Annotated in this window: 18 protein-coding genes; 2 read left to right on the top strand and 16 right to left on the bottom strand. The window is 73.6% G+C overall.

The genetic code is table 11. From position 1 onward, the window contains the following. Nucleotides 1–74: 74 nt before the first annotated feature. From B7P34_RS04255 to bldG, 9 genes are all read right to left on the bottom strand, one after another. Nucleotides 75–1763, bottom strand: a complete 1689-nt coding sequence (locus B7P34_RS04255) for an alpha/beta hydrolase (protein ID WP_106674413.1) — start codon at nt 1761–1763, stop codon at nt 75–77. A 228-nt stretch (nt 1764–1991) separates the two neighbouring features. Continuing rightward, nucleotides 1992–3209: a DNA polymerase III subunit delta' gene (locus B7P34_RS04250; RefSeq protein WP_106674412.1), complete on the bottom strand. Its 1218-nt coding sequence runs from the start codon at nt 3207–3209 to the stop codon at nt 1992–1994. Between the two features lie 335 nt (nt 3210–3544). After that, entirely contained in the window at nt 3545–6964 is a 3420-nt protein-coding gene (tmk, locus tag B7P34_RS04245; RefSeq protein WP_106674411.1) for a dTMP kinase, read from the bottom strand. Nucleotides 6965–7108: 144 nt separating this feature from the next. Next, on the bottom strand, nt 7109–9985 hold the full coding sequence (gene topA / locus B7P34_RS04240; protein WP_106674410.1) for a type I DNA topoisomerase: 2877 nt from the start codon (nt 9983–9985) through the stop codon (nt 7109–7111). A 484-nt stretch (nt 9986–10469) separates the two neighbouring features. After that, entirely contained in the window at nt 10470–11996 is a 1527-nt protein-coding gene (locus tag B7P34_RS04235) for a DUF7059 domain-containing protein (RefSeq protein ID WP_106674409.1), read from the bottom strand. A gap of 160 nt (nt 11997–12156) precedes the next feature. Beyond that, nucleotides 12157–12732, bottom strand: a complete 576-nt coding sequence (locus tag B7P34_RS04230) for a small secreted protein (protein ID WP_106674408.1) — start codon at nt 12730–12732, stop codon at nt 12157–12159. 290 nt (nt 12733–13022) lie between these two features. Continuing rightward, a complete protein-coding gene (locus B7P34_RS04225) occupies nt 13023–15386 on the bottom strand; it encodes a sodium-translocating pyrophosphatase (RefSeq protein WP_435693946.1) in 2364 nt (787 codons plus the stop codon). 537 nt (nt 15387–15923) lie between these two features. Further along, the gene (locus B7P34_RS04220; protein WP_106674406.1) at nt 15924–16376 is read right to left on the bottom strand and encodes an ATP-binding protein; all 453 of its coding nucleotides are present in this window, start codon (nt 16374–16376) and stop codon (nt 15924–15926) included. Nucleotides 16377–16491: 115 nt separating this feature from the next. After that, nucleotides 16492–16833 carry an anti-sigma factor antagonist BldG gene (bldG, locus tag B7P34_RS04215; RefSeq protein ID WP_030367299.1) on the bottom strand — a complete coding sequence of 114 codons (342 nt, stop codon included), beginning with the start codon at nt 16831–16833 and terminating at the stop codon, nt 16492–16494. 135 nt (nt 16834–16968) lie between these two features. Here bldG and B7P34_RS04210 point away from each other — a divergent pair, with 135 nt between their 5' ends. Further along, on the top strand, nt 16969–19374 hold the full coding sequence (locus B7P34_RS04210; protein WP_435693945.1) for a DEAD/DEAH box helicase: 2406 nt from the start codon (nt 16969–16971) through the stop codon (nt 19372–19374). On the opposite strand, the gene B7P34_RS04205 is transcribed toward B7P34_RS04210, so the two are convergent. The 7 genes from B7P34_RS04205 to ssd all read right to left on the bottom strand — a co-directional run bounded on the left by B7P34_RS04205 (nt 19307) and on the right by ssd (nt 24782). Further along, on the bottom strand, nt 19307–19780 hold the full coding sequence (locus tag B7P34_RS04205) for an Rv3654c family TadE-like protein (protein WP_106674404.1): 474 nt from the start codon (nt 19778–19780) through the stop codon (nt 19307–19309). The two genes, B7P34_RS04210 and B7P34_RS04205, sit on opposite strands and share 68 nt — an antisense overlap. A 7-nt stretch (nt 19781–19787) precedes the next feature. After that, nucleotides 19788–20237, bottom strand: coding sequence for a TadE family type IV pilus minor pilin (locus tag B7P34_RS36630; protein ID WP_223267485.1), 450 nt, complete (start codon nt 20235–20237; stop codon nt 19788–19790). A 70-nt stretch (nt 20238–20307) separates the two neighbouring features. Beyond that, the gene (locus B7P34_RS39645) at nt 20308–20742 is read right to left on the bottom strand and encodes a DUF4244 domain-containing protein (RefSeq protein WP_353620229.1); all 435 of its coding nucleotides are present in this window, start codon (nt 20740–20742) and stop codon (nt 20308–20310) included. A 2-nt stretch (nt 20743–20744) separates the two neighbouring features. Then, nucleotides 20745–21464: a type II secretion system F family protein gene (locus tag B7P34_RS04190; protein WP_223267484.1), complete on the bottom strand. Its 720-nt coding sequence runs from the start codon at nt 21462–21464 to the stop codon at nt 20745–20747. A 95-nt stretch (nt 21465–21559) separates the two neighbouring features. Beyond that, nucleotides 21560–22519, bottom strand: coding sequence for a type II secretion system F family protein (locus B7P34_RS04185; RefSeq protein WP_223267483.1), 960 nt, complete (start codon nt 22517–22519; stop codon nt 21560–21562). Continuing rightward, on the bottom strand, nt 22516–23673 hold the full coding sequence (locus B7P34_RS04180; protein WP_106674403.1) for a TadA family conjugal transfer-associated ATPase: 1158 nt from the start codon (nt 23671–23673) through the stop codon (nt 22516–22518). The genes B7P34_RS04185 and B7P34_RS04180 overlap by 4 nt, the downstream gene beginning before the upstream one ends. Continuing rightward, complete coding sequence (ssd, locus tag B7P34_RS04175) at nt 23670–24782, bottom strand: septum site-determining protein Ssd (RefSeq protein WP_106674402.1); 1113 nt, start codon at nt 24780–24782, stop codon at nt 23670–23672. The genes B7P34_RS04180 and ssd overlap by 4 nt, the downstream gene beginning before the upstream one ends. Nucleotides 24783–25247: 465 nt before the next feature. Here ssd and B7P34_RS04170 point away from each other — a divergent pair, with 465 nt between their 5' ends. Beyond that, complete coding sequence (locus B7P34_RS04170) at nt 25248–26081, top strand: HAD family hydrolase (protein WP_223267482.1); 834 nt, start codon at nt 25248–25250, stop codon at nt 26079–26081. Nucleotides 26082–26090: the final 9 nt, after the last annotated feature.

Here is a 26090-nt window from a genome sequence, read left to right as displayed (position 1 = left end):
TCAGACACTGTCTGACCTGGGCCTTTTGGGTTTCGGCCGCAGTTCTGGTCTCAGTTTCAGTCGCAGTTCCGGTCTCAGTTGGAGCAGCGCTGGCCGGCCGGGGGCGGGGTCGAGGTCAGCAGGTACGCGTTGACGGCCTTGTCGATGCAGGTGCTGCCGCGGGTGTAGGCGGTGTGGCCGTCGCCCTCGTAGGTGAGGAGGCGGCCCGAGGAGAGCTGCGAGGCCAGGGAGCGGGCCCAGCCGTAGGGGGTGGCCGGGTCGCGGGTGGTGCCGACGACGAGGATGGGCGCGGCGCCCGCGGCGGGGATGCGGTGCGGGGTGCCGGTGGCCGGGACGGGCCAGTATCCGCAGCTCAAAGCCGTCCAGGCGAGGGCGGTGCCGAAGACCGGCGAGGCCTTCCGGAAGGCGGGGATCGCCTCCCGGACCTCGCTCGGTGAGCGGAAGGCGGGGGGCAGGTCCAGGCAGTTCACGGCCGCGTTGGCGTACATCAGGTTCTGGTACGAGCCGTGGCCGTCGCGCTCGTAGTAGGCGTCGGACAGCTTCAGCAGGGGCCCGCCGTCGCCCTGGAACGCCGCCTTCAGCGCGTTGCGGAGCAGGCCCCACGCCGCCTCGTCGTACATGGCGGAGATCACACCCGTGGTCGCGAGGCTCTCGGTGAGCTTGCGGGACTTGCCGGTGGCGAGGGGCGCAGCGTCCGCCTTCTCGAAGAGCTCGGAGAGGCGGTCGCCCGCCCGGTCGGGCGAGGGACCGAGCGGACAGTCCTTGCGCCGGGCGCAGTCCTCGGCGAAGGACGCGAAGGCCGTCTGGAAGCCGGCCGTCTGGTCGCGGTTGACCTGCTCCGAGCCGAGGGCGGGGTCGAGGGCCCCGTCGAGGACGAGGCGGCCGACGCGGGAGGGGAAGAGGCCGGCGTAGGTGGCGCCGAGGAAGGTGCCGTACGAGGCGCCCACGTACGTCAGCTTGTCGTCGTCCAGGGCCGCGCGCAGGACGTCCATGTCCCGGGCGGCCTCGATCGTGGAGACGTGCCCCAGGAGCTTGCCCGAGCGGGAGGCGCAGCCGTCGGCGAACTTCGTGTACGCGTCGACGAGTTCCGCGGTTTCGGCGGCGTCGTCGGGGGTCTGGTCGACCTCGGTGTAGCGGTCCATCTCGGTGTCGGAGAGGCAGGTGACCGGTTCGCTGCCGGCGACGCCGCGGGGGTCCATGGCGACCATGTCGTAGTGGGCGCGGACGGCGGCGGGATAGCCGAGGCCCGCGTAGTGCTGGAGGTAGCCGACCGCCGAGCCGCCCGGCCCGCCCGGGTTGACCATGAGGGAGCCGAGGCGCTTGGCGTGGTCGGCGCCGGTGGCCTTCCTGCGGGAGACGGCGAGCTTGAGGTCGTCCGCGTCGCGGGGGTGGTCGTAGTCCAGCGGGGCCTTGAGGGTGGCGCACTCGAAGCCGCTGGTGCCGCAGGGGTGCCAGCTGAGCTTCTGGGCGTAGTAGCGGCGCAGGGCCGGGGGGAGGGCCGTCGGGAGGGGAGTGAGCGCGGGGGTGTCGCCCCTGCGGTACGGGCTCCCGGGGGAGGTGTCCGCCGCGCCCGGCACGCCGGCCGCGCCCGCGCCGAAGCTCTCGAAGCCGGGGAAGGCGCTGCTCCGGCCGTCGCCCGCGTCGTACGCTCTCGCCGCCGCCGTCGCCCGCGGCGAGCCGCTCCCGAGCGCACAGCCCGAGATCAGCAGCGCGGCGGCCGCGATGGCGGTGCCGGACGTACGGAGCAGGCGGCTGGAGTCCATCGGCGGTCCCTCTGCGTGAAGGCGTGGAGCTGCGCGAATGCGGTCCGGTGAGGAGAGGTGCAGGGCAGCCAGGAGCCGGGCATTACGCAGCGTTACGAACGATCGCTTGTGCCCCGACGGAGGGTATCGGCAGCTCTGCGGGCTGCCGCCAGTCGCCGGGCCCAGGACGCCTCATATGAGTGAGAGCGCGTAACCGTACGTTTACTCGCCCTCCGGACCCACGCCTCTTCAGCCGGCGCGCAGCGCCATCGTCATCGCCTCGACCGCCAGCAGCGGGGCCACGTTCCGGTCGAGGGCGCGGCGGCAGTCGATGATCGCCTCGATGCGGCGCAGCGTCCGCTCCGGGCCCGACGCCCGGGCGACGCGCTCCAAGGCGTCCTGCATGTCCGCGTTGGCCACCTCGGCGCGCGAGCCGAGCTGCATCGCCAGGACGTCGCGGTAGAAGCCCGTCAGGTCGACCAGGGCCAGGTCCAGGCTGTCGCGCTGGGTACGGGTGCCGCGGCGCTTCTGGCGGTCCTGGAGCTCCTTCATGGCGCCCGCCGTGCCGCGCGGGAGGCGGCTGCCCGTGCCGGCCGCGGCGCCGAGCGCCGCGCGCAGCTCCTCGGTCTCCTTCGCGTCGACCTCCTCCGCGACCTGCTTGGCGTCCTCGGCGGCGGCGTCGATCAGCTCCTGGGCCGCCTTCAGGCAGCCGCCGACGTCGTCCACGCGCAGCGGCAGCTTGAGCACGGCCGCGCGGCGGGCGCGGGCCCGCTCGTCGGTGGCCAGGCGGCGGGCCCGGCCGATGTGGCCCTGCGTGGCGCGGGCCACGCGCGCGGCCAGCTCGGGCTCGATGCCGTCGCGGCGGGCGAGGATGTCGGCCACGGCCGCCACCGGCGGCGTGCGCAAGGTGAGCAGGCGGCAGCGGGAGCGGATGGTCGGCAGCACGTCCTCCAGGGACGGCGCGCACAGGAGCCAGACCGTACGGGGCGCGGGCTCCTCGACGGCCTTCAGCAGGACGTTGCCCGCGCCCTCGGTCAGCCGGTCCGCGTCCTCCAGGACGATCACCTGCCAGCGGCCGCCCGCCGGGGAGAGCTGGGCACGGCGGACCAGGTCACGGGTCTCCTTGACACCGATCGACAGCTGATCGGTGCGGACGAACTCCACGTCCGCGTGCGTGCCCACGAGCGCGGTGTGACAGCCCTCGCAGAAACCGCAGCCGGGAGCCCCGCCGACGGCCCGGTCCGAGCTCACGCACTGCAGGGCGGCGGCGAAGGCACGGGCGGCGGTGGCCCGGCCGGAACCGGGGGGACCCGTGAAGAGCCAGGCGTGCGTCATCGACCCGCCGCTCGGGGGCGCCTCCCCGGGGGCCGACGCCGCGGCGGTGACGAACGCGTCCGCATCCCGCGCGGCCGCGGAGAGCTGCTCCGTCACCCGGTCCTGCCCGACCAAGTCGTCCCACACCGCCATGACTGCCCTCCGCGCTGCTCATCCTGCGGCTACCCATTGTGGGCCACGGCACTGACACCAGCTGCCGGCCGCTGGTGCCGCTGCCCCGTGACGCGGGTGTCGCCGTAGGCCCGGCACCGCCGGATCGCACCGCTGCGGCTGACCGCCGTCGCGGCGGAATTGTCGTGCCTGAGGCACGAGAGCCGGGAACGGGGCGGCGATCCGCCAAGGGGAGCTCTTGCCCATGGCACCGCCGGATCGAGAGGCCTCGCCTCTCGATCCCGCCGCAGCGGTGCTCAGCCACCGCGGCGCTGTCCGGCGGTGCCGAAACCACGCCCGCCCGGAAAGGCCTCGCCTCAGCGCCCGCGGCCGCGCCCGCGACCCTCCTCGTCGCCCCCACGGCCGTCCTTACGCGGCCGCGGGCCCAGGAGCTCGTCCGCCAGAGTCGGGCGCTCGTCCTGCGGGTCGGAGCCGGAGGGCTCCTCCGCCCAGCCGGGACGGCGACGGCCCTTCGCCGCGCCGCCCTGCGCGTCCTCGTCGGTCACCCGCGGCATCTCCCGCGTCAGCTCGGCGTCCGGGTCCGCGGCCGCGTCCGTCCGCTCCTCGGGCCGGAACATCCAGTCAGGCACCCGGTCCGCCGGGTCCTCGGACCGCGGCTCCGGCCGTACCGGAGGCAGGACCTCCGTCACATCGGCGTCGGTGCCCCGGTCCGCAACCGGCGGCTGCGGCAGGACGGCCGTCTCCTCGGAATCCCGCGACGGCTCCCGGGACGACTCCCCTGACGGCTCCCCGAACGGCTCCCCGGTCGGCTCCTGAGCCGGCTCAGAAGCCGACGGCTCCACGCCCCACGTCACCCGCTGCGGCGCAACAGGCGGAGGCGACACGGGCCACACCGGCGGCAGCACCTCCGTCTCGTCCGACGCCCGCGCGTCGACGCGAGGCCGCTCCACCGTGGGCGTCGTGTCGGGGCTGCTTCCGGTGGTGAGGTCCACGTTCCGCGGGTCCGGGCGGTGGACGGACGGCGTCTGCACCGTCTGCGTCTCGTCGGAGCTCCCCGCCGGAACCGCGGTCTCCCGCTCCTCACGGGCGGTCTCCTGCCGCTCCTTACGGAGCGAGGGCCGCTCGACCGTCGGCGCCTCGGAAGCGGCTTCCGCCGCCGCACCCGCACCGGAGGAGCCCGCCGAAGCCGCAGCCGAAGCCGCGGCAGCGGCCTCCGCCGCCACCCGCGCCTGCTCCGCCTTCAGCAGTGCCTCCTCCGCCTTGCGCTGCTTCTCCAGGCGGCGTTCCTCCGCCTCGGCCCGCAGCCGGGCCTCTTCCTCGGCCTGCTTGCGGAGCCGCTCCTGCTCGGCGGCGCGGGTCCGCTCCTCCGCCTCGCGGCGCTTGCGCTCCTCCTCCGCCTGCCGGCGGGCCTCCTCGGCACGCTGCCGGGCCTCTTCGGCGAGGCGCGCCTCCTCGCGGATGCGGGCCTCCTCGGCCTCGCGCCGCTTGCGCTCCTCCTCCTCAGCCCGGAGCTTGGCGAGCTGCTCCTGGCGCTCGCGTTCCAGCCGCGCCTCCTCCGCCTTGCGGGCGGCCTCTTCCTCGGCCTTGCGGCGGGCCTCCTCCTCGGCGGCCTTGCGGGCCGCCTCACGGGCCTCGATCTCGCTCGCGGAGAGCGGCAGGACCTGGTCGAGGCGGTGGCGCACGACGGTGGTGATGTCTTCGGGTGCCTGCCCGGCGTCCACGACGAGGTAACGCGAGGGGTCGGCGGAGGCGAGGGTGAGGAATCCGGTGCGGACGCGGTCGTGGAACTCCATGGGCTCGGACTCGAGCCGGTCGGGCGCCTCGGTGAAACGTTCTCGCGCGGTCTCGGGCGAGACGTCGAGCAGCACCGTCAGGTGGGGGACGAGCCCGCCCGTGGCCCACCGGTTGATGCGGGCGATCTCGGTCGGCGACAGGTCGCGCCCGGCGCCCTGGTAGGCGACGGACGAGTCGATGTAGCGGTCGGAGATGACGACGGCGCCGCGCGCGAGGGCGGGCTGGACGACGGAGTCGACGTGCTCGGCGCGGTCGGCCGCGTAGAGCAGCGCCTCGGCGCGGTCAGAGAGGCCGGCCGAGGAGACGTCCAGCAGGATCGCGCGGAGCCGCTGCCCGATCGGGGTGGCGCCGGGCTCGCGGGTGACCACGACCTCGTGGCCCTTGGAGCGGATCCACTCGGCAATGGCCCGCACCTGGGTGGACTTGCCGGCGCCGTCGCCGCCCTCGAAGGCGATGAAGAAGCCCGTGGCGGCGGGCGCCTGCTCGGGGTCGCCGCCGCGCAGCACGTCCATCAGGTCGCGCCGGAACGGTACGCCGTGGCGGTCGTCGGTCTTGCCGAGCACGATGGCGCCCACGGGCAGCAGCAGCGCGCCGACGAGCATCAGCGTGAAGGCCGCGCCGCCGTGCGCGAAGACGAAGCCGCCGCTCTGCAGGCGGTGCGGCCCGATGCCGGCGGCGAGCAGCGGTGCGGCGACCGCGCCGAGGGCCGCGGTGACGCGCACGACGGCGTGCAGGTGGTCGGTCGTACGGGGCCGGCGGGCCTCCTCCGTCTCCTGGTCCAGGAGGGAGTGACCGGTGTTGGCGGCGATGCCCGCGCAGACGCCGGCGAGCAGCACGAGCAGGAGCACCGTCGTGGGGTCGGGCACGAGGCCGGCGGCGAGCAGCGCCAGGCCGGTCAGCGCGATGGACAGCGCGAGGAGCCGGCGCCGGGAGAAGCCGGGGAGCACCTTGACGGCGCTGCGGATGCCGATGACGGGGCCGCCGCTGAGCGCGAGCACGAGCAGCCCGAAGGCCACGGGCCCGCCGCCCAGGTCGACGGCCTGCAGGGCGGCGACGCCGACGGCCGCGGCGATCGCGCCGGCGACGGCGGCGCAGGCCAGGACGAGCACCGGGATGGCGCCCGTGCGGCCGGTGTCCGGGCCCTGGGGGCCGCGGGGCCGGCGCAGGCCCTCCAGCGGGGAGCGCACGCGGGGCGACTTCGCGCCGGGCAGCTCCAGGAACCAGAGGACGGTGGCCGAGCCGGCGAACAGCGCGGCCGCGAGGAACGATCCGAGGGCCGCCTGGTGCTGGTGGAACCAGTCGATGCCGGCGCCGAGCAGATTGCCGATCAGCGTGACGGCGAGGAGCGCGGCCGCGGCGAAGGGCAGCGACACGAAGCTCGTCCGCAGCGAGAGGCGCCGCAGCGCGTCGTAGTGGTCGGGCAGCGGCCGTACGGCGGAGCCCTCCACGGCGGGCGCGGGCAGGAGCGCGGGGGCCGCGCTGTCCTTGACGACGGTCCACACGCGTTCGGCGACACCGATCACGAAGGCCGTGATCAGCAGGAAGGCGGGCGCGCGGGTCCCCGTCCAGCCGAGCCACAGGGGCGCGACGACCAGCAGGGCGGCCCGGACGCCGTCCGCTCCGATCATGGTCCACCGGCGGTCGAGGGGACCGGCCGGGGCGATGAGCGAGGAGAGCGGCCCGAGCAGGACCGCGCCGAAGAGGAGGGTCGCCAGCAGCCGGGCCGCGAGGACCGCGGCGACGGCGAGGGCCGCGCCCCGGTAGCCACCGCCGAAGGAGCCCTCCGCGACGGCGGCCTGCAGCGACAGCAGCAGGAGCACGAGGAGGGCGAGGGAGTCCCCGACACCGCCGGCGAACTGGGCGTTCCACAGCCGCCGCAGCGGGGGGAAACGCAGCAGGGACCGGACGGCACGCTCGCGGGAGTCCGCGGCTAGGGCGCCGGAGGTGGAGGTCACCACGGTTGGCTGCTCGGCTCGCGTCATCCTGCCAGCCTATCCGGCTGTGCAGGCCTTCCGCCTTTTTGCCCGAACGTACGCCCGAACGAATGGATGCCCCACGGGGGCTGACGGAACCGGCGGCCCCGCCTCCCCCGGCACGAGCCGGAGGAGCCGGGAGCGGCGGTCAGGTCACTCGGCGGCGGCCTCGGCGGCCGCGGCCACCTTCTTCGCCGTCGTCTTCGCCGCGGTCGTCTTCTTGGCGGCCGTGGTCTTCTTCGCGGCCGTCGTCTTAGCGGTCGTCGTCTTCTTCGCCGCGGTCTTCTTGGCCGCCGTCTTCTTGGCGGCGGTCTTCTTCGCCGGAGCCTTCTTGGCCGCGGCCTTCTTCGCGGTCTTCTTCGCCGGGCCCTTGGCGCGCTTCTCCGCCAGGAGCTCGTAGCCGCGCTCCGGCGTGATCGTCTCGACGTCGTCGTCACGGCGCAGCGTCGCGTTGGTCTCGCCGTCCGTCACGTACGGGCCGAAGCGGCCGTCCTTGACCACGACGGAGCGCTCGCTGACCGGGTCGGTGCCCAGCTCCTTCAGCGGCGGCTTGGCCGCGGCGCGCCCGCGCTGCTTGGGCTGGGCGTAGATCGCGAGGGCCTCGTCCAGCGTGATCGTGAAGAGCTGCTCCTCGGTCTCCAGGGAGCGCGAGTCGGTGCCCTTCTTCAGATACGGGCCGTAGCGGCCGTTCTGCGCGGTGATCTCGGTGCCCTCGGCGTCCTTGCCGACGATGCGCGGCAGCTCCATGAGCTTGAGCGCGTCCTCCAGCGTGACCGTGTCGAGGGACATGGACTTGAAGAGCGAGGCCGTGCGGGGCTTGACCGCGTTCTTGCCGGTCTTCGGGGTGCCCTCGGGGAGGATCTCGGTGACGTAGGGGCCGTAGCGGCCGTCCTTGGCGACGATCTGGTGACCGGTGCCCGGGTCGGTGCCCAGCTCGAAGTCGCCGCTCGGCTTGGCGAGCAGTTCCTCGGCGTACTCGACGGTGAGCTCGTCCGGGGCGAGGTCGGCCGGGACGTCGGCGCGCTGGTGGCCCTCGGCGTCCTTCTCGCCGCGCTCCACGTACGGGCCGTAGCGGCCGACGCGCAGCACGATGCCCTCGCCGACGGGGAAGGAGGACACCTCGCGGGCGTCGATCGCGCCCAGGTCGGTGACGAGCTCCTTGAGGCCGCCGAGGTGGTCGCCGTCGCCGTTGCCGGCCTCGGCGGCGCCGCCCGCGGCGCCCTCGGTGCCCTCGCCGAAGTAGAAGCGGCGCAGCCACGGCACGGCCTGGGCCTCGCCGCGGGCGATGCGGTCGAGGTCCTCCTCCATGGAGGCGGTGAAGTCGTAGTCGACGAGCCGGCCGAAGTGCTTCTCCAGCAGGTTGACGACGGCGAAGCTCAGGAAGGACGGGACGAGTGCCGTGCCCTTCTTGAAGACGTAGCCGCGGTCGAGGATGGTGCCGATGATCGACGCGTACGTCGACGGGCGGCCGATCTCCCGCTCCTCCAGCTCCTTGACCAGCGAGGCCTCGGTGTAGCGGGCGGGGGGCTTGGTGGCGTGGCCGTCGGCCGTGATCTCCCGGGCGGCCAGCGGGTCGCCCTCGGTGACCTGCGGCAGGCGGCGCTCGCGGTCGTCGAGCTCGGCGTTCGGGTCGTCCGCGCCCTCCACGTAGGCCTTCATGAAGCCGTGGAAGGTGATGGTCTTGCCGGAGGCGCTGAACTCGGCGTCCCGGCCGTCGCTCGCCCGGCCGCCGATCCGGACGGTGACGGAGTTGCCCGTCGCGTCCTTCATCTGGGAGGCGACGGTCCGCTTCCAGATCAGCTCGTAGAGCCGGAACTGGTCGCCGGTCAGGCCGGTCTCGGCGGGCGTGCGGAAACGATCACCCGAAGGCCGGATCGCCTCGTGCGCCTCCTGGGCGTTCTTGACCTTGCCGGCGTACGTGCGCGGCTTCTCCGGCAGGTAGTCGGCGCCGTAGAGCTGCGTGACCTGCGCGCGGGCCGCGTTCACCGCCGTGTCCGACAGCGTCGTGGAGTCCGTACGCATATAGGTGATGAAGCCGTTCTCGTACAGCTTCTGGGCCACCTGCATGGTGGCCTTCGCACCGAAGCCGAGCTTGCGCGAGGCCTCCTGCTGCAGCGTGGTCGTACGGAACGGGGCGTACGGCGAGCGGCGGTACGGCTTGGACTCGACCGAGCGGACGGCGAACGAGGCGTCCGCCAGGGCTGCGGCGAGCGCGCGGGCGTTGGCCTCGTCCAGGTGGAGGACCTGGGCGGAGTCCTTCAGCAGGCCGTTCGACCCGAAGTCACGGCCCTGGGCGACGCGCTTGCCGTCGACGGAGGCCAGGCGGGCGGTGAGGGTCGAGGGGTCGCTGTTGTCGCCGGGGCGGCCCGTGTCGAAGGTGCCGGTGAGGTCCCAGTACTCGGCGGAACGGAAGGCAATGCGCTCGCGCTCCCGCTCGACGACGAGGCGGGTGGCCACCGACTGCACGCGGCCGGCCGACAGCCGCGGCATGACCTTCTTCCACAGGACCGGCGAGACCTCGTAGCCGTAGAGGCGGTCGAGGATGCGGCGGGTCTCCTGGGCGTCGACGAGCTTCTTGTTCAGCTCGCGCGGGCTGGCGACGGCGGCCTGGATCGCGTCCTTGGTGATCTCGTGGAAGACCATCCGGCGGACGGGGACCTTGGGCTTGAGGACCTCCTGCAGGTGCCAGGCGATGGCCTCGCCCTCGCGGTCCTCATCGGTGGCGAGGAAGAGCTCGTCGGACTCGGCCAGCAGCTCCTTGAGCTTCTTGACCTGGTCCTTCTTGTCGTGGTTCACGACGTAGATCGGCTGGAAGTCCTTCTCGACGTTGACGCCGAGCCGGGCCCAGGACTCGCCCTTGTACTTCGCCGGGACCTCTGCGGCCCCGTTCGGCAGGTCACGGATGTGCCCGACGCTCGCCTCGACGACGTATCCGGGGCCGAGGTAGCCCTTGATCGTCTTCGCCTTGGCAGGCGACTCGACGATGACGAGTCGGCGGCCGCCCTTTGCGGTCTCGCTGGTCGGGGACAACTTCGCTCTTCTTCCGGTCGGCACTCGGTGTGGGCGCTGCGGTGACGCTGCGGAGTGTGACGGTACATCCCGCCCCCGTGTCAAACGGAAAAAGTCCGCAACGCCACTCGAACGGTAACCCGATGTACGTTCTAACCAGCACGGTATCCAACATCACACTCTTAGGGTCGTAATGAAGGCTACGTCCACTCCGCCCCCGGCGCCGCGCTTCGCCGGACCCCGGCGGCCCTGGCCAAGGGTCTGACAACGGAGGGACGGACGGCGGGCCGCGCGCCGCGGGGGCGCGGGCTTGGACCCGAAAGAGTCACCGGCCCCCGGGACAATCCTTGACATGGCCCTGCCCGACCCGTCCGCCGCATAAGCGTCCGGCCGGGCCACGGGCAGCAGGTTGTCCTGAAAACGATGTCCGGAATCGCGGCTCGTAAACGCGGGTGGGCTATTCCGCGCAGCGCGGGCGGGCTACTCCCCCGCGGCGCGGGCGGGGCTACTCCCCCGCGGGCGTCAGGAAGCCCTGCTCGACGAGCATCCTGATCGCCTCCGGCGTCCGGTCCCGCAGCAGGACCGGGTCCTCGCCGACCAGCTGGGCGATCGCGTCGAGGATCCGGCCGGCGGTGAGGGAGCCGTCGCACACGCCCGCGAAGCCCGCGCCGACGGTGTCCACCTTGGTGGCCCGCCGCATGCCGCGGTTCTGGCGCAGCACCACGTGCTCGGGGTCCTCCGCGCCCGGCAGGCCGACCTGCTCCTGCACGACCTCGCCGGCCAGGACGAAGCGCGAGGCGAGCAGCGCGGCGTCGTCGTGGGCGCGCAGGAAGTCCTGCCGGTCGAAGTGGGCGCGCACGGCGGGGCCGAGCGGCTGCTCGACCGGGTGCGGCCATTCCTCGGCCACCACGGACGGCCGGTCGGCGCCCGACTTGCGCAGCGTGATCCAGCCAAATCCGATGCCCTTGGTCCTGCGGGCCTCGAACTCCTCCAGCCACGCGTCGTAGCGGGCCGCGTACTCGGCCGGGTCCGCGCGGTGGTCGCCCGCGTCGCGCAGCCACAGCTCGGCGTACTGGGCGACGTCCTGCACCTCGCGCTGGACGATCCAGGCGTCGCAGCCGCGCGGCACCCAGGAGGAGAGCCGCTCGCGCCAGTCCTCGCCCTCGACGTGCTGCCAGTTGGCGAGCAGCTGGCAGTAGCCGCCGTCGTTCAGCCGGTCAGCCGACTGCTGGACGAGGGTGCGGCACAGATCGTCGCCGCCCATGCCGCCGTCGCGGTAGGTCAGGCGGGCACCGGGCGAGATGACGAACGGCGGGTTGGAGACGATCAGGTCGAAGGTGTCGTTCGCGACCGGCTCGAAGAGCGAGCCCTCGCGCAGGTCCGCCTCGGCCACGCCGGACAGCTCCAGCGTGAGCCGCGCGATGTGCAGGGCGCGCGGGTTGAGGTCGGTCGCGGTGACGCGCGTGGCGTGCTGGGTGGCGTGCAGGGCCTGGATGCCGGAGCCCGTGCCCAGGTCGAGGGCGCTCGCGACGGGCGTGCGGACGGTGATGCCCGCCAGGGTGGTCGAGGCGCCGCCGACGCCGAGGACGAGCTGCGCGCGGTCGACCCCGGAGGGGCCGGTCCCGCCCCCGGCGATGCCGCCGGCACCGCCGACCGCGCAGCCCAGGTCGGAGACGATCCACCAGTCCTGCCCGTCGGGGCCGCCGTAGGGGCGCACGTCCACGGTGGCGCGGACGGCGTCCCCGTCGCGGACGAGCCAGCCGCCGGCGAGGCAGTCGTCGACCGGCAGCGCGGCCGCGGCCCGCGCGTACGGGGCCGGCATCTGCAGCAGGAAGAGGCGGACCAGCGTCTCCAGCGGACCGTCGCCGCGGGTGGCGCGCAGGGCCGGAACGGTCTCGCTGCGCGCGAGGGCGGCGTAGGCGGGGGCGCCCAGCAGGTCGAGGAGGCCGTCAGCGGTGAAGGCCGCGGCGAGCAGGGCGTCGCGCAGCCGGGAGCTGCGCGCGCGGTCGGCGGCGGGAAGGAGCGTACTCACGGGACCATTGTCGGGGGCGGCGCCGGCAAACGCCGAAAGCGGCGGGGTGCGGCGCCGCGCCCCGGGGACGCGGCCGCGCCGTGCACCGCCGCGCGCCCGGGCCCGGCGACGCCGGGGGCCGGCTCTTCGACGGCGCCGGGGTCAGCTCTTCACGCCGGGGTCAGCTCTTCGACGGCGCCGGCGAGAGCGAGTTCTTCTGGCAGCCCGGCTGCTTGGCCATGGCCTTGCCGACGTCGCCCTCCTGCAGCTTCTTGAGCGCCTCGGAGCTCTGGCCGCTGAGCTTGGCGATGTCCCCGCCGATGCTCCTGAGGCCCTCGCCGAACTTGTTCTTGTCACCGGTGTCGAGGGCGTCGCTCCGCTTCTTCAGGTTCGCGTACGCCGTGGAGAGGTCGTTGAGCGCCTTGACGGCGTTCTTCTGGCTGGTCTCGCCGTCCTTGACCGGCGGAGCGCCCGCGTCCTGCACCGCGTTGGCGAGCGCCTTGTACGCGTCGACGCTGACCTGGAAGCCCGCGGAGTCGGTCTGCTGGACCTTCTTGGAGTCCTCCTCGGTCTGGACGCTCGCGATCGACTTGTTGGCGTCCAGGATCTTCTTCACCTGGGGCTGCATCTGGTCGCAGACCTTCTTGGCCCAGTCGTCCAGCTTCTTCTTGCTCTGGTCGTCGTCGCCGCTGCAGCCGGTCAGCGCCAGCAGGAGCGCCGTACCGCCGGACAGTGCGGCCGCGAGCTTCTTGTTCACCGGATCGGTCCCTTCGATGGCTCTCGGCCCGGAACTTACACGTCCGAGCGGGACCGCCCAGGAGACGAGCACCCCGTATGCCCCCTTTTAAAGCCATTTGCACCAAGCTCAGCGTGTCATTCACCGCACCTGTTTCCCGGTGTTTCCCGGGCCGGCGGCGGACGGCTGCCTGCCGCCGCCACCGGCCCGGTCCGAAGTGTCGAGGCGTCAGTTCCGTACGGAACCGCTTCTCACGACAGCTCTTCTTACGACAGTGCTTCTCACGACAGCGCTTCTTACGACGGCGCTTCTTACGACACCACCGCCGGATCGGCGGACTTCGCCGCCCGTTCGGCGTTCCCGTCGTCTCCCACGGCGACCCCGCGCCGCTTCGAGACGTACACCGCACCGACGATGACGACGATCGCCAGCACCGCGACCCCGATCCGCAGGCCCTTGTTGGCGTCGACGCCGTAGGAGAACTTGACCACCGCGGGGGCGATCAGCAGCGCCACCAGGTTCATGACCTTCAGCAGCGGGTTGATGGCCGGTCCGGCGGTGTCCTTGAAGGGGTCGCCGACCGTGTCGCCGATGACCGTGGCGGCGTGCGCCTCGCTGCCCTTGCCGCCGTGCTTCCCGTCCTCCACCAGCTTCTTGGCGTTGTCCCAGGCACCACCGGAGTTGGCGAGGAAGACGGCCATCAGGGTGCCGGTGCCGATGGCGCCCGCGAGGTACGAGCCGAGCGCGCCGACGCCGAGCGAGAAGCCGACCGCGATGGGCGCCATGACGGCCAGCAGGCCGGGCGTGGCGAGTTCGCGCAGCGCGTCCTTGGTGCAGATGTCCACCACGCGCCCGTACTCCGGCTTCTCGCTGTAATCCATGATCCCGGGGTGCTCGCGGAACTGCCGCCGCACCTCGTAGACCACCGCGCCCGCCGACCGGGACACGGCGTTGATGGCCAGCCCGGAGAAGAGGAAGACGACCGCGGCCCCGAGGACCAGCCCCACGAGGTTGTTGGGCTGCGAGATGTCCAGACTCAGGCCCAGCTCCCCGGACTTCGCGTGCACGTCCCGCACGGCGGTCGCGATCGCGTCGCGGTACGAGCCGAAGAGCGCCGACGCCGCCAGGACGGCCGTGGCGATGGCGATGCCCTTGGTGATGGCCTTGGTGGTGTTGCCGACGGCGTCGAGGTCGGTGAGCACCTGCGCCCCGGCGCCCTCGACGTCACCGGACATCTCGGCGATGCCCTGGGCGTTGTCGGAGACCGGGCCGAAGGTGTCCATGGCGACGATGACGCCCACGGTGGTCAGCAGGCCGGTGCCGGCGAGCGCGACCGCGAACAGGGCCAGCATGATGGACGTGCCGCCGAGCAGGAACGCCCCGTAGACGCCCAGCGCGATGAGCACCGCCGAGTAGACGGCGGACTCCAGGCCGATGGAGATGCCGGCGAGGACCACCGTCGCCGGGCCGGTCAGGGACGTCTTGCCGATGTCGCGCACCGGCCGCCGGCTGGTCTCCGTGAAGTACCCCGTCAGCTGCTGGATGAGCGCGGCGAGGACGATGCCGATGGCCACGGCCACGAGCGCCAGCACGCGGGGGTCGCCGGAGTGGGCACGGATGGCGTCGTCGCCGATGCCCTTCAGATCGGCGTAGCTGGAGGGCAGGTACGCGAACACCGCGGCGGCTACCAGGGCCAGCGAGATGACGGCCGAGATGAAGAACCCGCGGTTGATCGCGCTCATCCCGCTGCGGTCGGCGCGGCGCGGTGCGACCGCGAAGATGCCGACCATCGCCGTGAGCACGCCGATCGCGGGGACGAGCAGGGGGAAGGCGAGGCCCGCGTCACCGAAGGCCGCCTTGCCGAGGATCAGCGCGGCCACCAGCGTCACGGCGTACGACTCGAAGAGGTCGGCCGCCATGCCCGCGCAGTCGCCCACGTTGTCACCCACGTTGTCCGCGATGGTGGCGGCGTTGCGCGGGTCGTCCTCGGGGATGCCCTGCTCGACCTTGCCGACGAGGTCGGCGCCGACGTCGGCCGCCTTGGTGAAGATGCCGCCGCCGACCCTCATGAACATGGCCAGCAGCGCCGCGCCGAAGCCGAATCCCTCCAGCACCTTGGGCGCGTCGGCCGCGTAGACGAGGACGACGCAGGAGGCGCCCAGCAGGCCGAGGCCGACGGTGAACATCCCGACGACGCCACCCGTCCGAAACGCGATCTTCATGGCCTTGTGGGACACGGCCGTCAGATCCTTCTCCGGCTCTCCCGGTGCCGGAGTGGCCTCGCGCGCCGCAGCGGCGACCCGCACATTGCTGCGCACGGCGAGCCACATGCCGATATAGCCGGTGGCCGCCGAGAACAGCGCTCCGATCAGGAAGAAGACCGAACGCCCGATGCGCTGCGACCAGTTGTCGGCCGGCAGGAGCATCAGGAGGAAGAACACCGCCACGGCGAATACGCCGAGCGTGCGCAACTGCCGCGCGAGATACGCGTTGGCGCCTTCCTGCACCGCCGCCGCGATCTTTCTCATGCTGTCGGTGCCCTCGCCCGCCGCGAGGACCTGCCGCACCAGGGCGACGGCGACCACGAGCGCCGCGAGGGCGACGGCTGCGATCACGATCACCATGGTGCGGTTGCCCTGGGTGAGTTCGGCTGCGAGATGCTGAGTGAAGTCCACCTGTGAAGGGGTGAGGGGCCCCGCCATTCGTCCTCCCTAGACGTTTGGCACATGGGCGCGCAGCTCCTCCGCGCGATTGGTCCACGCGCACGGAACAGCAGCCACGCTCAGGCGTCCTGAGCTCAAGATGGACGGATTGTAGGGAGCCCGGCGAGATCAAAACAGAGCGCGGCAAAGGGAATTGGCCTGTGCAAGTGAAGATCGAGTGAATGATCCGCCGGATAAACGATCTCGGACGGAGATCGGCAATGGAGATCGGAATGCGCTGCGGCCGGAGATCCATTCCGGCCCCGGGTGGCGATCAGTGAAAAGATCAGCGAAAAGATCGCGGAATTCACTGCTGATCAATTCATGGAAGAGCCGGTGAAGCGGTCCCGCGCGAGCGGGCCCCGGCGTGGTCCGGTGAACGTTTGCGAAGGCGCCGGCAAAAGGGCGCTGATGACGCGTCGCCGGGTCGCGATCCCGGACGCGATCCCGGAGCAGCCAGGAGTTACGCCTGTCCGAGGAGGACGGGCTACGGCAATACGCCCGGTCGGGCTACGACGCCACGGTCGCGGGGGCGATCGGCCAGCTCATGCGGATCAGTCCGCCGCGCTCGTCCGCGGTCACCTCGACGTCGTCGACCAGGCCGCTGATGACGGCGAGGCCCATGTCGTCCTCGCTGTCGGCGCCGGGGTCCTCGTGCCCGGGCGCGGGGCGCTCCGAACCGTTCGCAGAGGCGAGGTCGAGCGGCGCGGGGCGGGGGGCGTCGTCCCCCACCTCGATGGAGAACTTCTTCTCCTCCTCGATCAGCGTCACCCGCACGGGCGTGGCCACCTCATGGGTGATGTGCAGGCCGACCGCGCGCGAACAGGCCTCGCCCACGGCGAGCCGGACCTCGTCCAGCACGGCCTCGTCCACACCGGCGCGGCGCGCCACCGCGGCCGCCACCAGCCGGGCGGTCCGGACATGCTCGGGAAGGGCACTGAAGAGCAGTTCGACGGTGGCCATGCCATCCCCCTCGGTCGTACGTGCCCTCTCCCCTGCATCCGGAAAAGGGCGGACTCACGAGGGGGCCGGGCCCGGGGCCCGGGTTCCCCCCGCGTGACAGTCTTCCCCGGCGACCTCAGTCGGTCGCCTGCACCGCATCCTCCACCGAGGTGTGGATCGGGAACACCTTGGTGAGACCGGTGATACGGAAAATCTTGAGAATGCGCTCCTGGTTGCAGACCAGGCGCAGCGAGCCCTCGTGGGCACGCACCCGCTTCAGCCCGCCGACCAGGACGCCGAGCCCGGTGGAGTCGAGGAAGTCGACGCCCTCCATGTCCACGACGAGGTGATAGCTGCCGTCGTTGACAAGCTCGACCAGCTGCTCACGCAGCTTGGGCGCGGTGTACACATCAATCTCGCCACCGACCCGGACAACCGTACGGTCGCCTACGGTCTCGGTCGACAGGGACAGGTCCACGGATCCTCCAGCACCTTGCATCGAGCGGTCGCCCCCCATGGATCGGCAGCCGCGATGGCATTCAATCACTTACCGGCAGGCGCGCACGACGCCTTGACGCCATTGTCCGTCACGCCAGTGACACACTCGGTGCCGATGGCCAACGATCAACTCCCGCCGGAGGCGGGCGTACATCCCGCTCCCCGGACAGTCCTCGACCGACTGACCGCCGGGGCCGACCGGGCTGCACGCATCACTCATACGGAGCACTTGCCCCCGCGTCCGGGACGTCATGCCCCCTGGCCTGAGCAGATCCGGCCGGAAGTGGTCGAGGCCGTCCGGGCCGCCGGAATCGAGCGGCCCTGGGCCCACCAGGCTCTCACCGCCGCGCACGCGCTGCGCGGCGAGTCGGTCGTCGTGGCCACCGGCACCGCCTCCGGGAAGTCCCTCGCGTACCTGGCGCCGGTCCTCAGCGCCCTGCTGGACGGCTCGGAGGCTCCGAACGGCCGCGGCGCGACCGCCCTGTACCTCGCCCCCACCAAGGCCCTGGCCGCCGACCAGCGGCGCGCCGTGCGCGCCCTCGCCGAGCCCCTGGGCAAGGGCGTCCGGCCCGCCGTCTACGACGGGGACACGCCGGTCGAGGAGCGGGAGTGGGTGCGCCAGTACGCCAATTACGCGCTCACCAACCCCGACATGCTCCACCGCTCCATCCTGCCCGCCCACCCCAGGTGGTCCTCCTTCCTGCGCGCCCTGCGCTACGTCGTCATCGACGAGTGCCACACCTACCGGGGCGTCTTCGGCTCGCACGTCGCCCAGGTGCTGCGCCGTCTCCGGCGCGTGTGCGCCCGCTACGGATCCGATCCGGTCTTCCTCCTCGCCTCGGCCACCGCCTCCGACCCGGCCACCGCGGCGGCCCGGCTCACCGGCGTCCCCGTGGCGGAGATCACCGAGGACGCCTCCCCGCGCGGCGAACTCGTCTTCGCCCTGTGGGAGCCCCCGCTCACCGAGCTGCACGGCGAGCGCGGGGCCCCCGTGCGCCGCACCGCCACCGCCGAGAGCGCCGACCTCCTCACCGACCTCGTCGTCCAAGGCGTCCGCACGGTCGCCTTCGTGCGCTCACGGCGCGGCGCCGAGCTCATCGCCCTGATCGCCCAGGAACGCCTCGCCGCCGTGGACCGCTCGCTCCCCGGGCGTGTCGCCGCCTACCGCGGCGGCTACCTCCCCGAGGAGCGCCGCGCCATCGAGCACGCCCTGCACACCGGCGACCTGCTCGGCCTGGCCGCCACGACCGCCCTGGAGCTCGGCGTCGACGTCGCGGGCCTCGACGCCGTCCTCCTGACCGGCTACCCGGGCACCCGGGCCTCCCTGTGGCAGCAGGCCGGCCGCGCGGGCCGTACGGGCCGGGGCGCCCTGGCCGTCCTGGTCGCCCGCGACGACCCGCTGGACACCTACCTCGTCCACCACCCGGAGGCGCTCTTCCGGCAGCCCGTGGAATCCACCGTCCTCGATCCCGACAACCCCTACGTCCTCGCCCCCCATCTGTGCGCCGCGGCCGCCGAGCTGCCGCTCACCGAGGCCGACCTGTCCCTCTTCGGGCCCGCGGCCCCCGGCGTGCTCACTCAGCTCGAAGGCCGCAAGCTGCTGCGCCGCCGCGGCGCCGCCTGGCACTGGACCCGCCGCGAGCGCGCCGCCGACCTGACCGACATCCGGGGCGGCGGCGGCCGGCCCGTCCAGGTCGTGGAGGAGGGCACCGGGCGCCTGCTGGGCACCGTGGACGCCGCCGCGGCCCACGCCTCCGTCCACGAGGGCGCGGTCCATCTCCACCAGGGCCGCACCTATCTCGTCCGCCGCCTCGACCTGGAGGACTCCGTCGCCCTCGTCGAGCAGGCCGACCCGCCGTACTCGACCACCGCCCGCGACACGACCTCCATCTCCATCCTGGAGACCGCCGCCGAGATCCCCTGGGGGGAGGCGCGGCTGTGCTTCGGCTCGGTCGAGGTCACCAACCAGGTCGTCTCCTTCCTGCGCCGCCGGCTGATCACCGGCGAGATCCTGGGCGAGTCCAAACTGGACCTGCCGCCCCGTACGCTGCGGACCCGCGCCGTGTGGTGGACCGTCACCGAGGACCAGCTCGACGAGGCCCGCATCGACCCCGAGGCCCTCGGCGGCGCCCTGCACGCCGCGGAACACGCCTCCATCGGCATGCTCCCCCTCTTCGCCACCTGCGACCGCTGGGACATCGGCGGCGTCTCCGTCCCCCTGCACCCCGACACGCTCCTGCCGACGGTGTTCGTCTACGACGGCCACCCCGGCGGCGCCGGCTTCGCCGAGCGGGCCTTCCACACCGCCGCCCGCTGGCTCACCGCCACCCGCGAGGCGATCGCCGCCTGCGAGTGCGACACGGGCTGCCCTTCCTGCGTGCAGTCCCCCAAGTGCGGCAACGGCAACGACCCCCTCGACAAGCGAGCCGCGATCCGCCTCCTCACCCGGCTCCTCAGGGACGCCCCGGCCCCTCAGGAAGAGGTCCGGCCAGAGGCCCGGCCGGGGCCACCCGGAGCCTGAGGCCCGGGGAGGCGTGGCCCTGAACGCCGGGGCCCCGGCGTTCAGGGCCTGCGAGGAAAGCAGCAGCCGATACCGCCACAGGAGTGAGCCCGACCGCCTCCGCGGGCCCCGCCCGCGACCGCACCCGGACGGCGTACGGCCCCGCCCGGGCCTCGGCCGCGACCTCGGCGATCTCACCGTTCACGGCACAGCGCACCACTCTCGTGCCCTGGGCGGCGGCCACCCTCCGGGCGAGGCCGCACGCGGCCTCCTGGCCCTCAAGGGCGTGGTCCGCCGCGGCCAGCGCCGCCAGGTCCGCCGCGCCGCCCGCCCGGTGGCGGGCCACCATGGCCTGCCCCATGGCCAGCAGCGCCGCGAACACCGCGCAGAGCGCCGTGACCGCCACCGCCACCCACACCGTGGCCATCCCCCGGTCACCGCACCGTCTCCTCCGCAAGGGCCACCGCCTCTCCGCCCAGCCGCACGGCGAGCGGCCCCGCCGCGCGGGCCTCGACCCGTACCCGTACGAGGTCGCCCTCCCGCGCCACGGCGATGCGGGCCCCCTGCGGCGCGGCGGACCGGGCCGCCGCGACCGCCACCGTCTCCGGATCCGACCGGGCGGCCGCCCGGGCACCTGCCCGCGCGGCGTCCACGCACTGGATCTGTGCTGCCGCGGCCATCAGCCCCCAGATCAGGGCCATGCCGAACAGGATCAGCGCCGGGAGCACCATCGCCGCCTCGGCGGTCACATAGCCGCCGTCACAGCGCCGGGAACGCCCCCGGTGGCCGCCCGCCGCCCGGACGGCCGGAAGGCGCCGCCCCGGCCGGCGGGCGGGACCGGCGAGGGCGACCTCACCGGACCATCCGTCAGAACCCTGGTCCACGCGGGTGCATAGCCCCGGCGGGCCGCCTCCGGACGGTCGCCCGGAGGCCCCGGGCGCCCTGGACGCCCCGTCAGAACGGCGCATTGAGCGCCCTCCCGATGAGCCCCTGCAGCGCCGCACTGACCGCCCCGCTCGTGACCACCTTGTAGAGCACGGCGGCAAGCGCACAGGCGGCCACGGTGCCGACGGCGTACTCGGCCGTCGACATGCCCGCGTCGCCGGCCGCGAAGGCCCACGGCCTGCCCGCCCGCCAGGAGACCGGCCACCGCCAGGGCCTGTCCCACCCGCCGGGCCACCACCGGCCCCGCTCTCCGCCCAGCGACCGGTACCTCGCCCGGACCGGCAGCCCCCCGTGCGCCCCGCACCAGGCCCGGCGCACGGACACCCTCCGCACCGTCATCGTCTTACCCACCATCACCTTGCCTGCCATCGCCTTCCCCGCCATCGCCTGGCCTTCCATCGCCTTCCCCGCCGTCCTCGCTGCCACGACCTGCACCTCACTCACCGTCAATGTCCTTTCGTCAGACCACTCGCCAGACCGATCACCACGGGCACCACCCCGACCGTCAGGAACGCGGGCAGGAAGCACAGCCCGAGCGGGGCCGTCGCCAGGACGCCCGCGCGCCGTGCCCGTATGCCCGCCGCCCTGCCGCGCTCGGCCCGCAACCGGCCGGCGAGCCGCGACATGGGCTCCACCGCGGGCACTCCCGTCGCCTGCGCCCTCTCCAGGCAGCGGGCGAGCCCCCGGGCGCCCGGCAGGCCGCCCAAGCGACCCCAGGCTGTTGCCGGGTCGCCGCCGAGCCGGACTTCCGCCGCGGCCCGGGCGAGCCGTTCGCCCACCGGGCCGCCCAGCGACAGGCCGACCGCTTCGGCCGCCTCCCTGGGCCCGGCGCCCGCCGCCAGGCACGCCGCCATGAGATCGGCGGCCAGCGGAAGTTGCGCCTCGGCCTCGCCCGCCTCTCCCGCCGGGGCTTGTCCCGGGGCTCCGGCCACAACCCCGGCGTTCTTCCGGCGCCGCCCCCACCGCCACATGCCGTACGCGGCGGCGAGTCCCGCCGCGCACCCGGCCGCTCCGCCGAGGAGGATGAACCCGGCGGCTCCGGCCCCCGCCGCGGGAAGCCAGTCCCGGGCCCTCGGCAGCCGGCCGGCACAGGCCCTGAGCCCCTGCGTCCTCGCGTTCGTGGCGGGTTCGCGCCCGAACAGGGCAGCCGCCCGGCGACGTCCCACCCGCCTCCTGCGGATCCGGACCGCCACGCTCACCGCGCAAGTGGACGCGACGCCCGCAAGAATCACCATCCACAGGCTGTGGATAACATTTGCGCTCACGAAACTCCCCCTTCCGCCGGAGGGCCGGGCCTGCCGCGTTCGCCGCCCCGCCCTTCGGGCGCGCCTGCCGCCGCCCGCACGATCCGCCCGGTCCAGGCGATGCCGGCGCCCTCCAGAAGTCCCCCTAGGAGGAGACAGCCGAGCCCGGCCGGGGTGTGCAGCAGCACTCTCAGCGGCGCGGCTCCCAGCGCACTGCCCATCAGCAGGGCGAGCACGGGCAGCAGGGCCAGCATCACGGCGGTGGACCGCGCCCCCGCCAATTGCGACCGCAGCTCCTCCCGTTGATCCCGCTCGGCGCTCAGCGCGGCCGCCACCCGTTCGAGCCCCGATGCGAGCCCCGCGCCACCGTCCACGGCCACGCGCCAGCAGGCGGCCGCACCGTGCAGCCCCTCGGCCCCGGGGCGTACGGCCACGGCCCGCAGGGCCTCCGGCACATCGCCGCCGAACCTCGCCGCGGCCACAACGGACGCCCACTGCGGACCCAAGTCCCCCGCGGGCACACCGGCCAGCGCCTGGCCGGGCTGCCTGCCCGCCCGCAATTCGCCCGCGACCGTCCCGCACAGCTCGATCACCGCCGCCTCGCGCCGCTCCCGTTCGCCCTGCTCCCGCCGGGCGGCCAGCCACCTCCGTACGAGCGGGACGGCTACGAGCGCCGCCACCAGCGGCAGCAGCGACGCCCCCAACAGGGCCACCCCACCGCCGACCGGAAGGCACATCAGCTCCCGCCGGTCCCGCGCCCACCGGCGCAACCGGCTGCCCCACTCCCTCGCCCAGGCGGGCGGCCACGGCCCGGCGGGCACGGCGGACCCGCCGGCCGCGAACAGCAGCCGCGCACGGCGCAGCTCCCGGCGGGGGCCGGTCGGAGGCCAGGCCGTGAGAGGCCGGGCCATGAACAGCGTGCTCGGTGCGGCGGCGCTCGTGAGCGCGGCCCGCGGCATCGTCCCGGCGGCGGTCACGGCGTCGCCCCGCCCCGCTCGCACAGCCCGGCCAGCCGCGCCCACCCGCGCGCCCGCCGGAAGCCTTCGGCGCCCCAGACGACGGCCGGCACAGTGGTGACGAACCCGGCGGGGTCCCGGTCGAGCACATGCACCTCGGCGACGCGCCGCCGCCCGCCCCGCTCCCGTACGAGATGGATGACGACCGACAGGCCGGCCGCCAGCTGGCTGTGCAGCGCGGCACGGTCGAGGCCGGCCGCCGAGCCCAGCGCTTCGAGCCGGGCGGGCACGTCCGCCGCGGCGTTCGCGTGGACCGTGCCGCAGCCTCCCTCGTGCCCCGTGTTGAGAGCGGCCAGCAGGTCCGTGACCTCCGCTCCGCGGACCTCGCCCACCACCAGCCGGTCCGGCCGCATGCGCAGGGCCTGCCGGACCAGGTCCCGCAGGGTGACCAGTCCCATGCCCTCCTGGTTCGCCGGGCGGGTCTCCAGCCGGACCACGTGCGGGTGATCGGGGCGCAGTTCTGCGGAGTCCTCGGCGAGGACGATCCGCTCGTCCGGCGCGACCAGCCCGAGCAAGGTGGTCAGCAGCGTCGTCTTGCCGCTGCCCGTTCCGCCGCTGATCACGAACGAGAGCCTCGCTTCGAGCACCGCACGCAGCAGCTCGTCCCCGCGCGGCGGCACCGTCCCGGCGGCCATCAGGTCGTCCAGGGTGAAGGCGCGGGGGCGCACGACGCGCAGCGAGAGGCAGGTGGAGCCGACCGCGATCGGGGGCAGCACCGCATGCAGCCGCGTGCCGTCGGGCAGCCGGGCGTCGACCCAGGGGCGGGCGTCGTCCAGCCGGCGTCCGGCGATGGCTGCGAGCCGCTGGGCGAGCCTACGCACGGCCGCGGCATCCGGGAAGACGACGTCCGTCCGCTGCAGGCCGGCGCCCCTGTCGACCCAGACCTGGTCGGGCGCCGTGACGAGGACGTCGGTGACGTCGGGCTCGGCCAGCAGCCGTTCCAGCGGGCCGGCGCCGATCAGCTCGGAGCGCAGCCGGGCCGCGACGCCGAGGATCTCGGCGTCCCCGAGGAGCCGCCCTTCCTGGCGCAGCGCCTCCGCGACCTTGGCGGGTGTGGGTTCGGCGCCGCTCTCGGCGAGCCTCAGCCGCACGGCCTCCAGCAGTCCGGCGCTCATGACGACCCCCGGTGGATGGCTTCGAAGCAGGCCCAGAAGTCGGTGCAGAACCGGGCCAGCGGGCCGCGCTCGCCGCCCGGCGGCCGGCCCGCCGCGAGCGCGGCCGCCAGGCCCGTCTCCGGTGGGAGTTCGCCGGCGAGGGGCAGGCCGAGGAGGCGGGAGACCTGTGCGCCGTCGAGGCCGGGGGCGCGCGGAGCGCGGACGACCACCCGCAGGTCGCCGATGACCGCTCCGACGGTGGCGGCGACGCGGTGCGCCGCGGCCACGGCCCGCAGCTCCGAGGGCACCACCAGCAGGCCCGCATCGAGCTGCGCGGCGGCTTCGAGGGCCGCTTCGTCGAGCCGGCGCGGCAGATCGACGACCACCGCCCCTCCGCGGCGGCGTGCCGCGGCCAGCACGGCCTTCACCGCTTCGGGCGGCACGGCCGTGCAGGAGCTCCGGTCCCAGCTGAGCAGGCGCATCGCGTGGAGCTCGGGCAGGGCTTCCTCCAGCGCCCGGCACGCCACGCGGCCCCGGGAGTCGGCGAAGGCCGGCCAGCGCAGCCCTTCCGCTCGTTCGCCGCCGAGCAGGACGTCGAGGCCGCCGCCCAGCGGATCGCCGTCGATGAGCATGGTGCGCCGCCCGTCGGCGGCGGCGCTGACGGCGAGGGCGCACGCCAGCGTGCTCGCTCCCGCGCCGCCGCACCCGCCGATCACCCCGACGGTGAGGGCGGGCCGCCCGGCGCCTTCGACGGCGTCGGCGATCCGCTCGACGAGCCGGCCCTCGCAGCCGGGCAGCAGCACCACATCCCGCGCGCCGATCTCCACGGCCAGCCGCCACACCGCGTCCTCGCCGCGGTCACGGCCGACGAGCAGGACCGCGTCGCCATGGGCCGCCAGGCGAGTGCCGCGCAGGCGGCGCGCGCAGTCCTCCCCGACCAGGATCAACGGTGGATCGAGGCCGGCGCCGCGGCGCGCGGGGGCGCCGTGTGCCACTTCGGGCACGGCTCCGGCCGCCGCGCACAGGCGCAGCAGGTCGTCGAGCAGCTCCTCGTCCTCGGCGATGATCAGTGGTCCGCGCTGCTGCCCGCCGGCGGCGGGCGGCCATTCGGATGCGCTGGATCCGGCCACGGCGTCCTCCCCGTCTCAACTGCGCGCTCTCGCATCCGCGGACATCGCGGAAGAGCGCGGGGAATCACCGTGCAGCGAACTGGAAAACAATGTGGATCTTGGTCAAAAACTGTGGACAACTCAGCCGCTGTGAATATCCCGGTCACCTATACCGGTGACTTCCGCAGAGCAGCCCGCCGATTACGCTGCGTAGCGTGTATGAAGGGAGGGAGGCAGCCGCCGTCGGGTGGCGCGGGAGGGAGGAATGCCGGGTGAGGACCCGAAAAATGCATCCGGACATGCGACGACCCCCGCCGGGGGGGAGAGCGGGGGTCGTCCCCACGGCCGACTCGGGGGGGGAGGAGTCGGACCGGGTTAGACACGGTCGCGAACGATCCGTGACTTCCATGGTGTACCCGAGAGCCTTCTCAGGCAAACCCACACGCCTCAGCTTACGCCGAATGGAGGGCGCCTATGCTCGGCATCGTGGAAAACCACTCGCTGCCCCGGACAGCCGCGTTCTTTGATCTGGACAAGACGGTCATTGCGAAGTCGAGCACGCTCACCTTCAGCAAGTCGTTCTACCAAGGTGGCTTGATCAACCGGCGTGCCGTGCTGCGCACCGCGTACGCACAGTTCGTCTTCCTCGCCGGCGGAGCCGATCACGATCAGATGGAGCGGATGCGCGAGTATCTCTCGGCGCTCTGCAGGGGCTGGAACGTCCAGCAGGTCCGCGAGATCGTCGCCGAGACCCTGCACGAACTCATCGACCCGATCATTTACGACGAAGCCGCCTCCCTCATCGAAGCACACCACACCGCCGGGCGCGACGTGGTGATTGTCAGCACCTCGGGCGCCGAGGTCGTCGAGCCCATCGGCGAACTGCTGGGCGCGGACCGCGTGGTGGCCACCCGCATGGTCGTGGAGGACGGCGCCTTCACCGGCGAAGTCGAGTACTACGCCTACGGGCCCACCAAGGCCGAAGCCATCAAGGAGCTCGCCGAGTCGGAGGGGTACGACCTCTCCCGGTGTTACGCCTACAGCGACTCCGTCACCGACATCCCCATGCTCGAAACCGTCGGCCACCCGCACGCGGTCAACCCCGACCGGGCGCTGCGCCGGGAAGCGGCCGCCCGCGACTGGCCGGTGCTTTCCTTCAACCGCCCCGTCCGGCTCAAGCAGCGGGTGCCGGCGCTGTCGATGCCCTCGCGCCCCGCCCTTGTCGCCGCGGCGGCGGTCGGCGCGGCCGCCGCGACCGCGGGCCTGGTCTGGCTCGCCGGGCGGCGCCGGGAGCCGGGCACCCGCATTGCCCCGCTTTAGGGCTAAATA

The organism is Streptosporangium nondiastaticum (assembly GCF_003011965.1).
In the GTDB taxonomy this organism is placed as follows: Bacteria; Actinomycetota; Actinomycetes; order Streptomycetales; family Streptomycetaceae; genus Streptomyces; species Streptomyces nondiastaticus.
The sequence above is the reverse complement of the archived record's forward strand: the minus strand, read 5'-3'. Positions and strand labels throughout refer to the sequence as shown.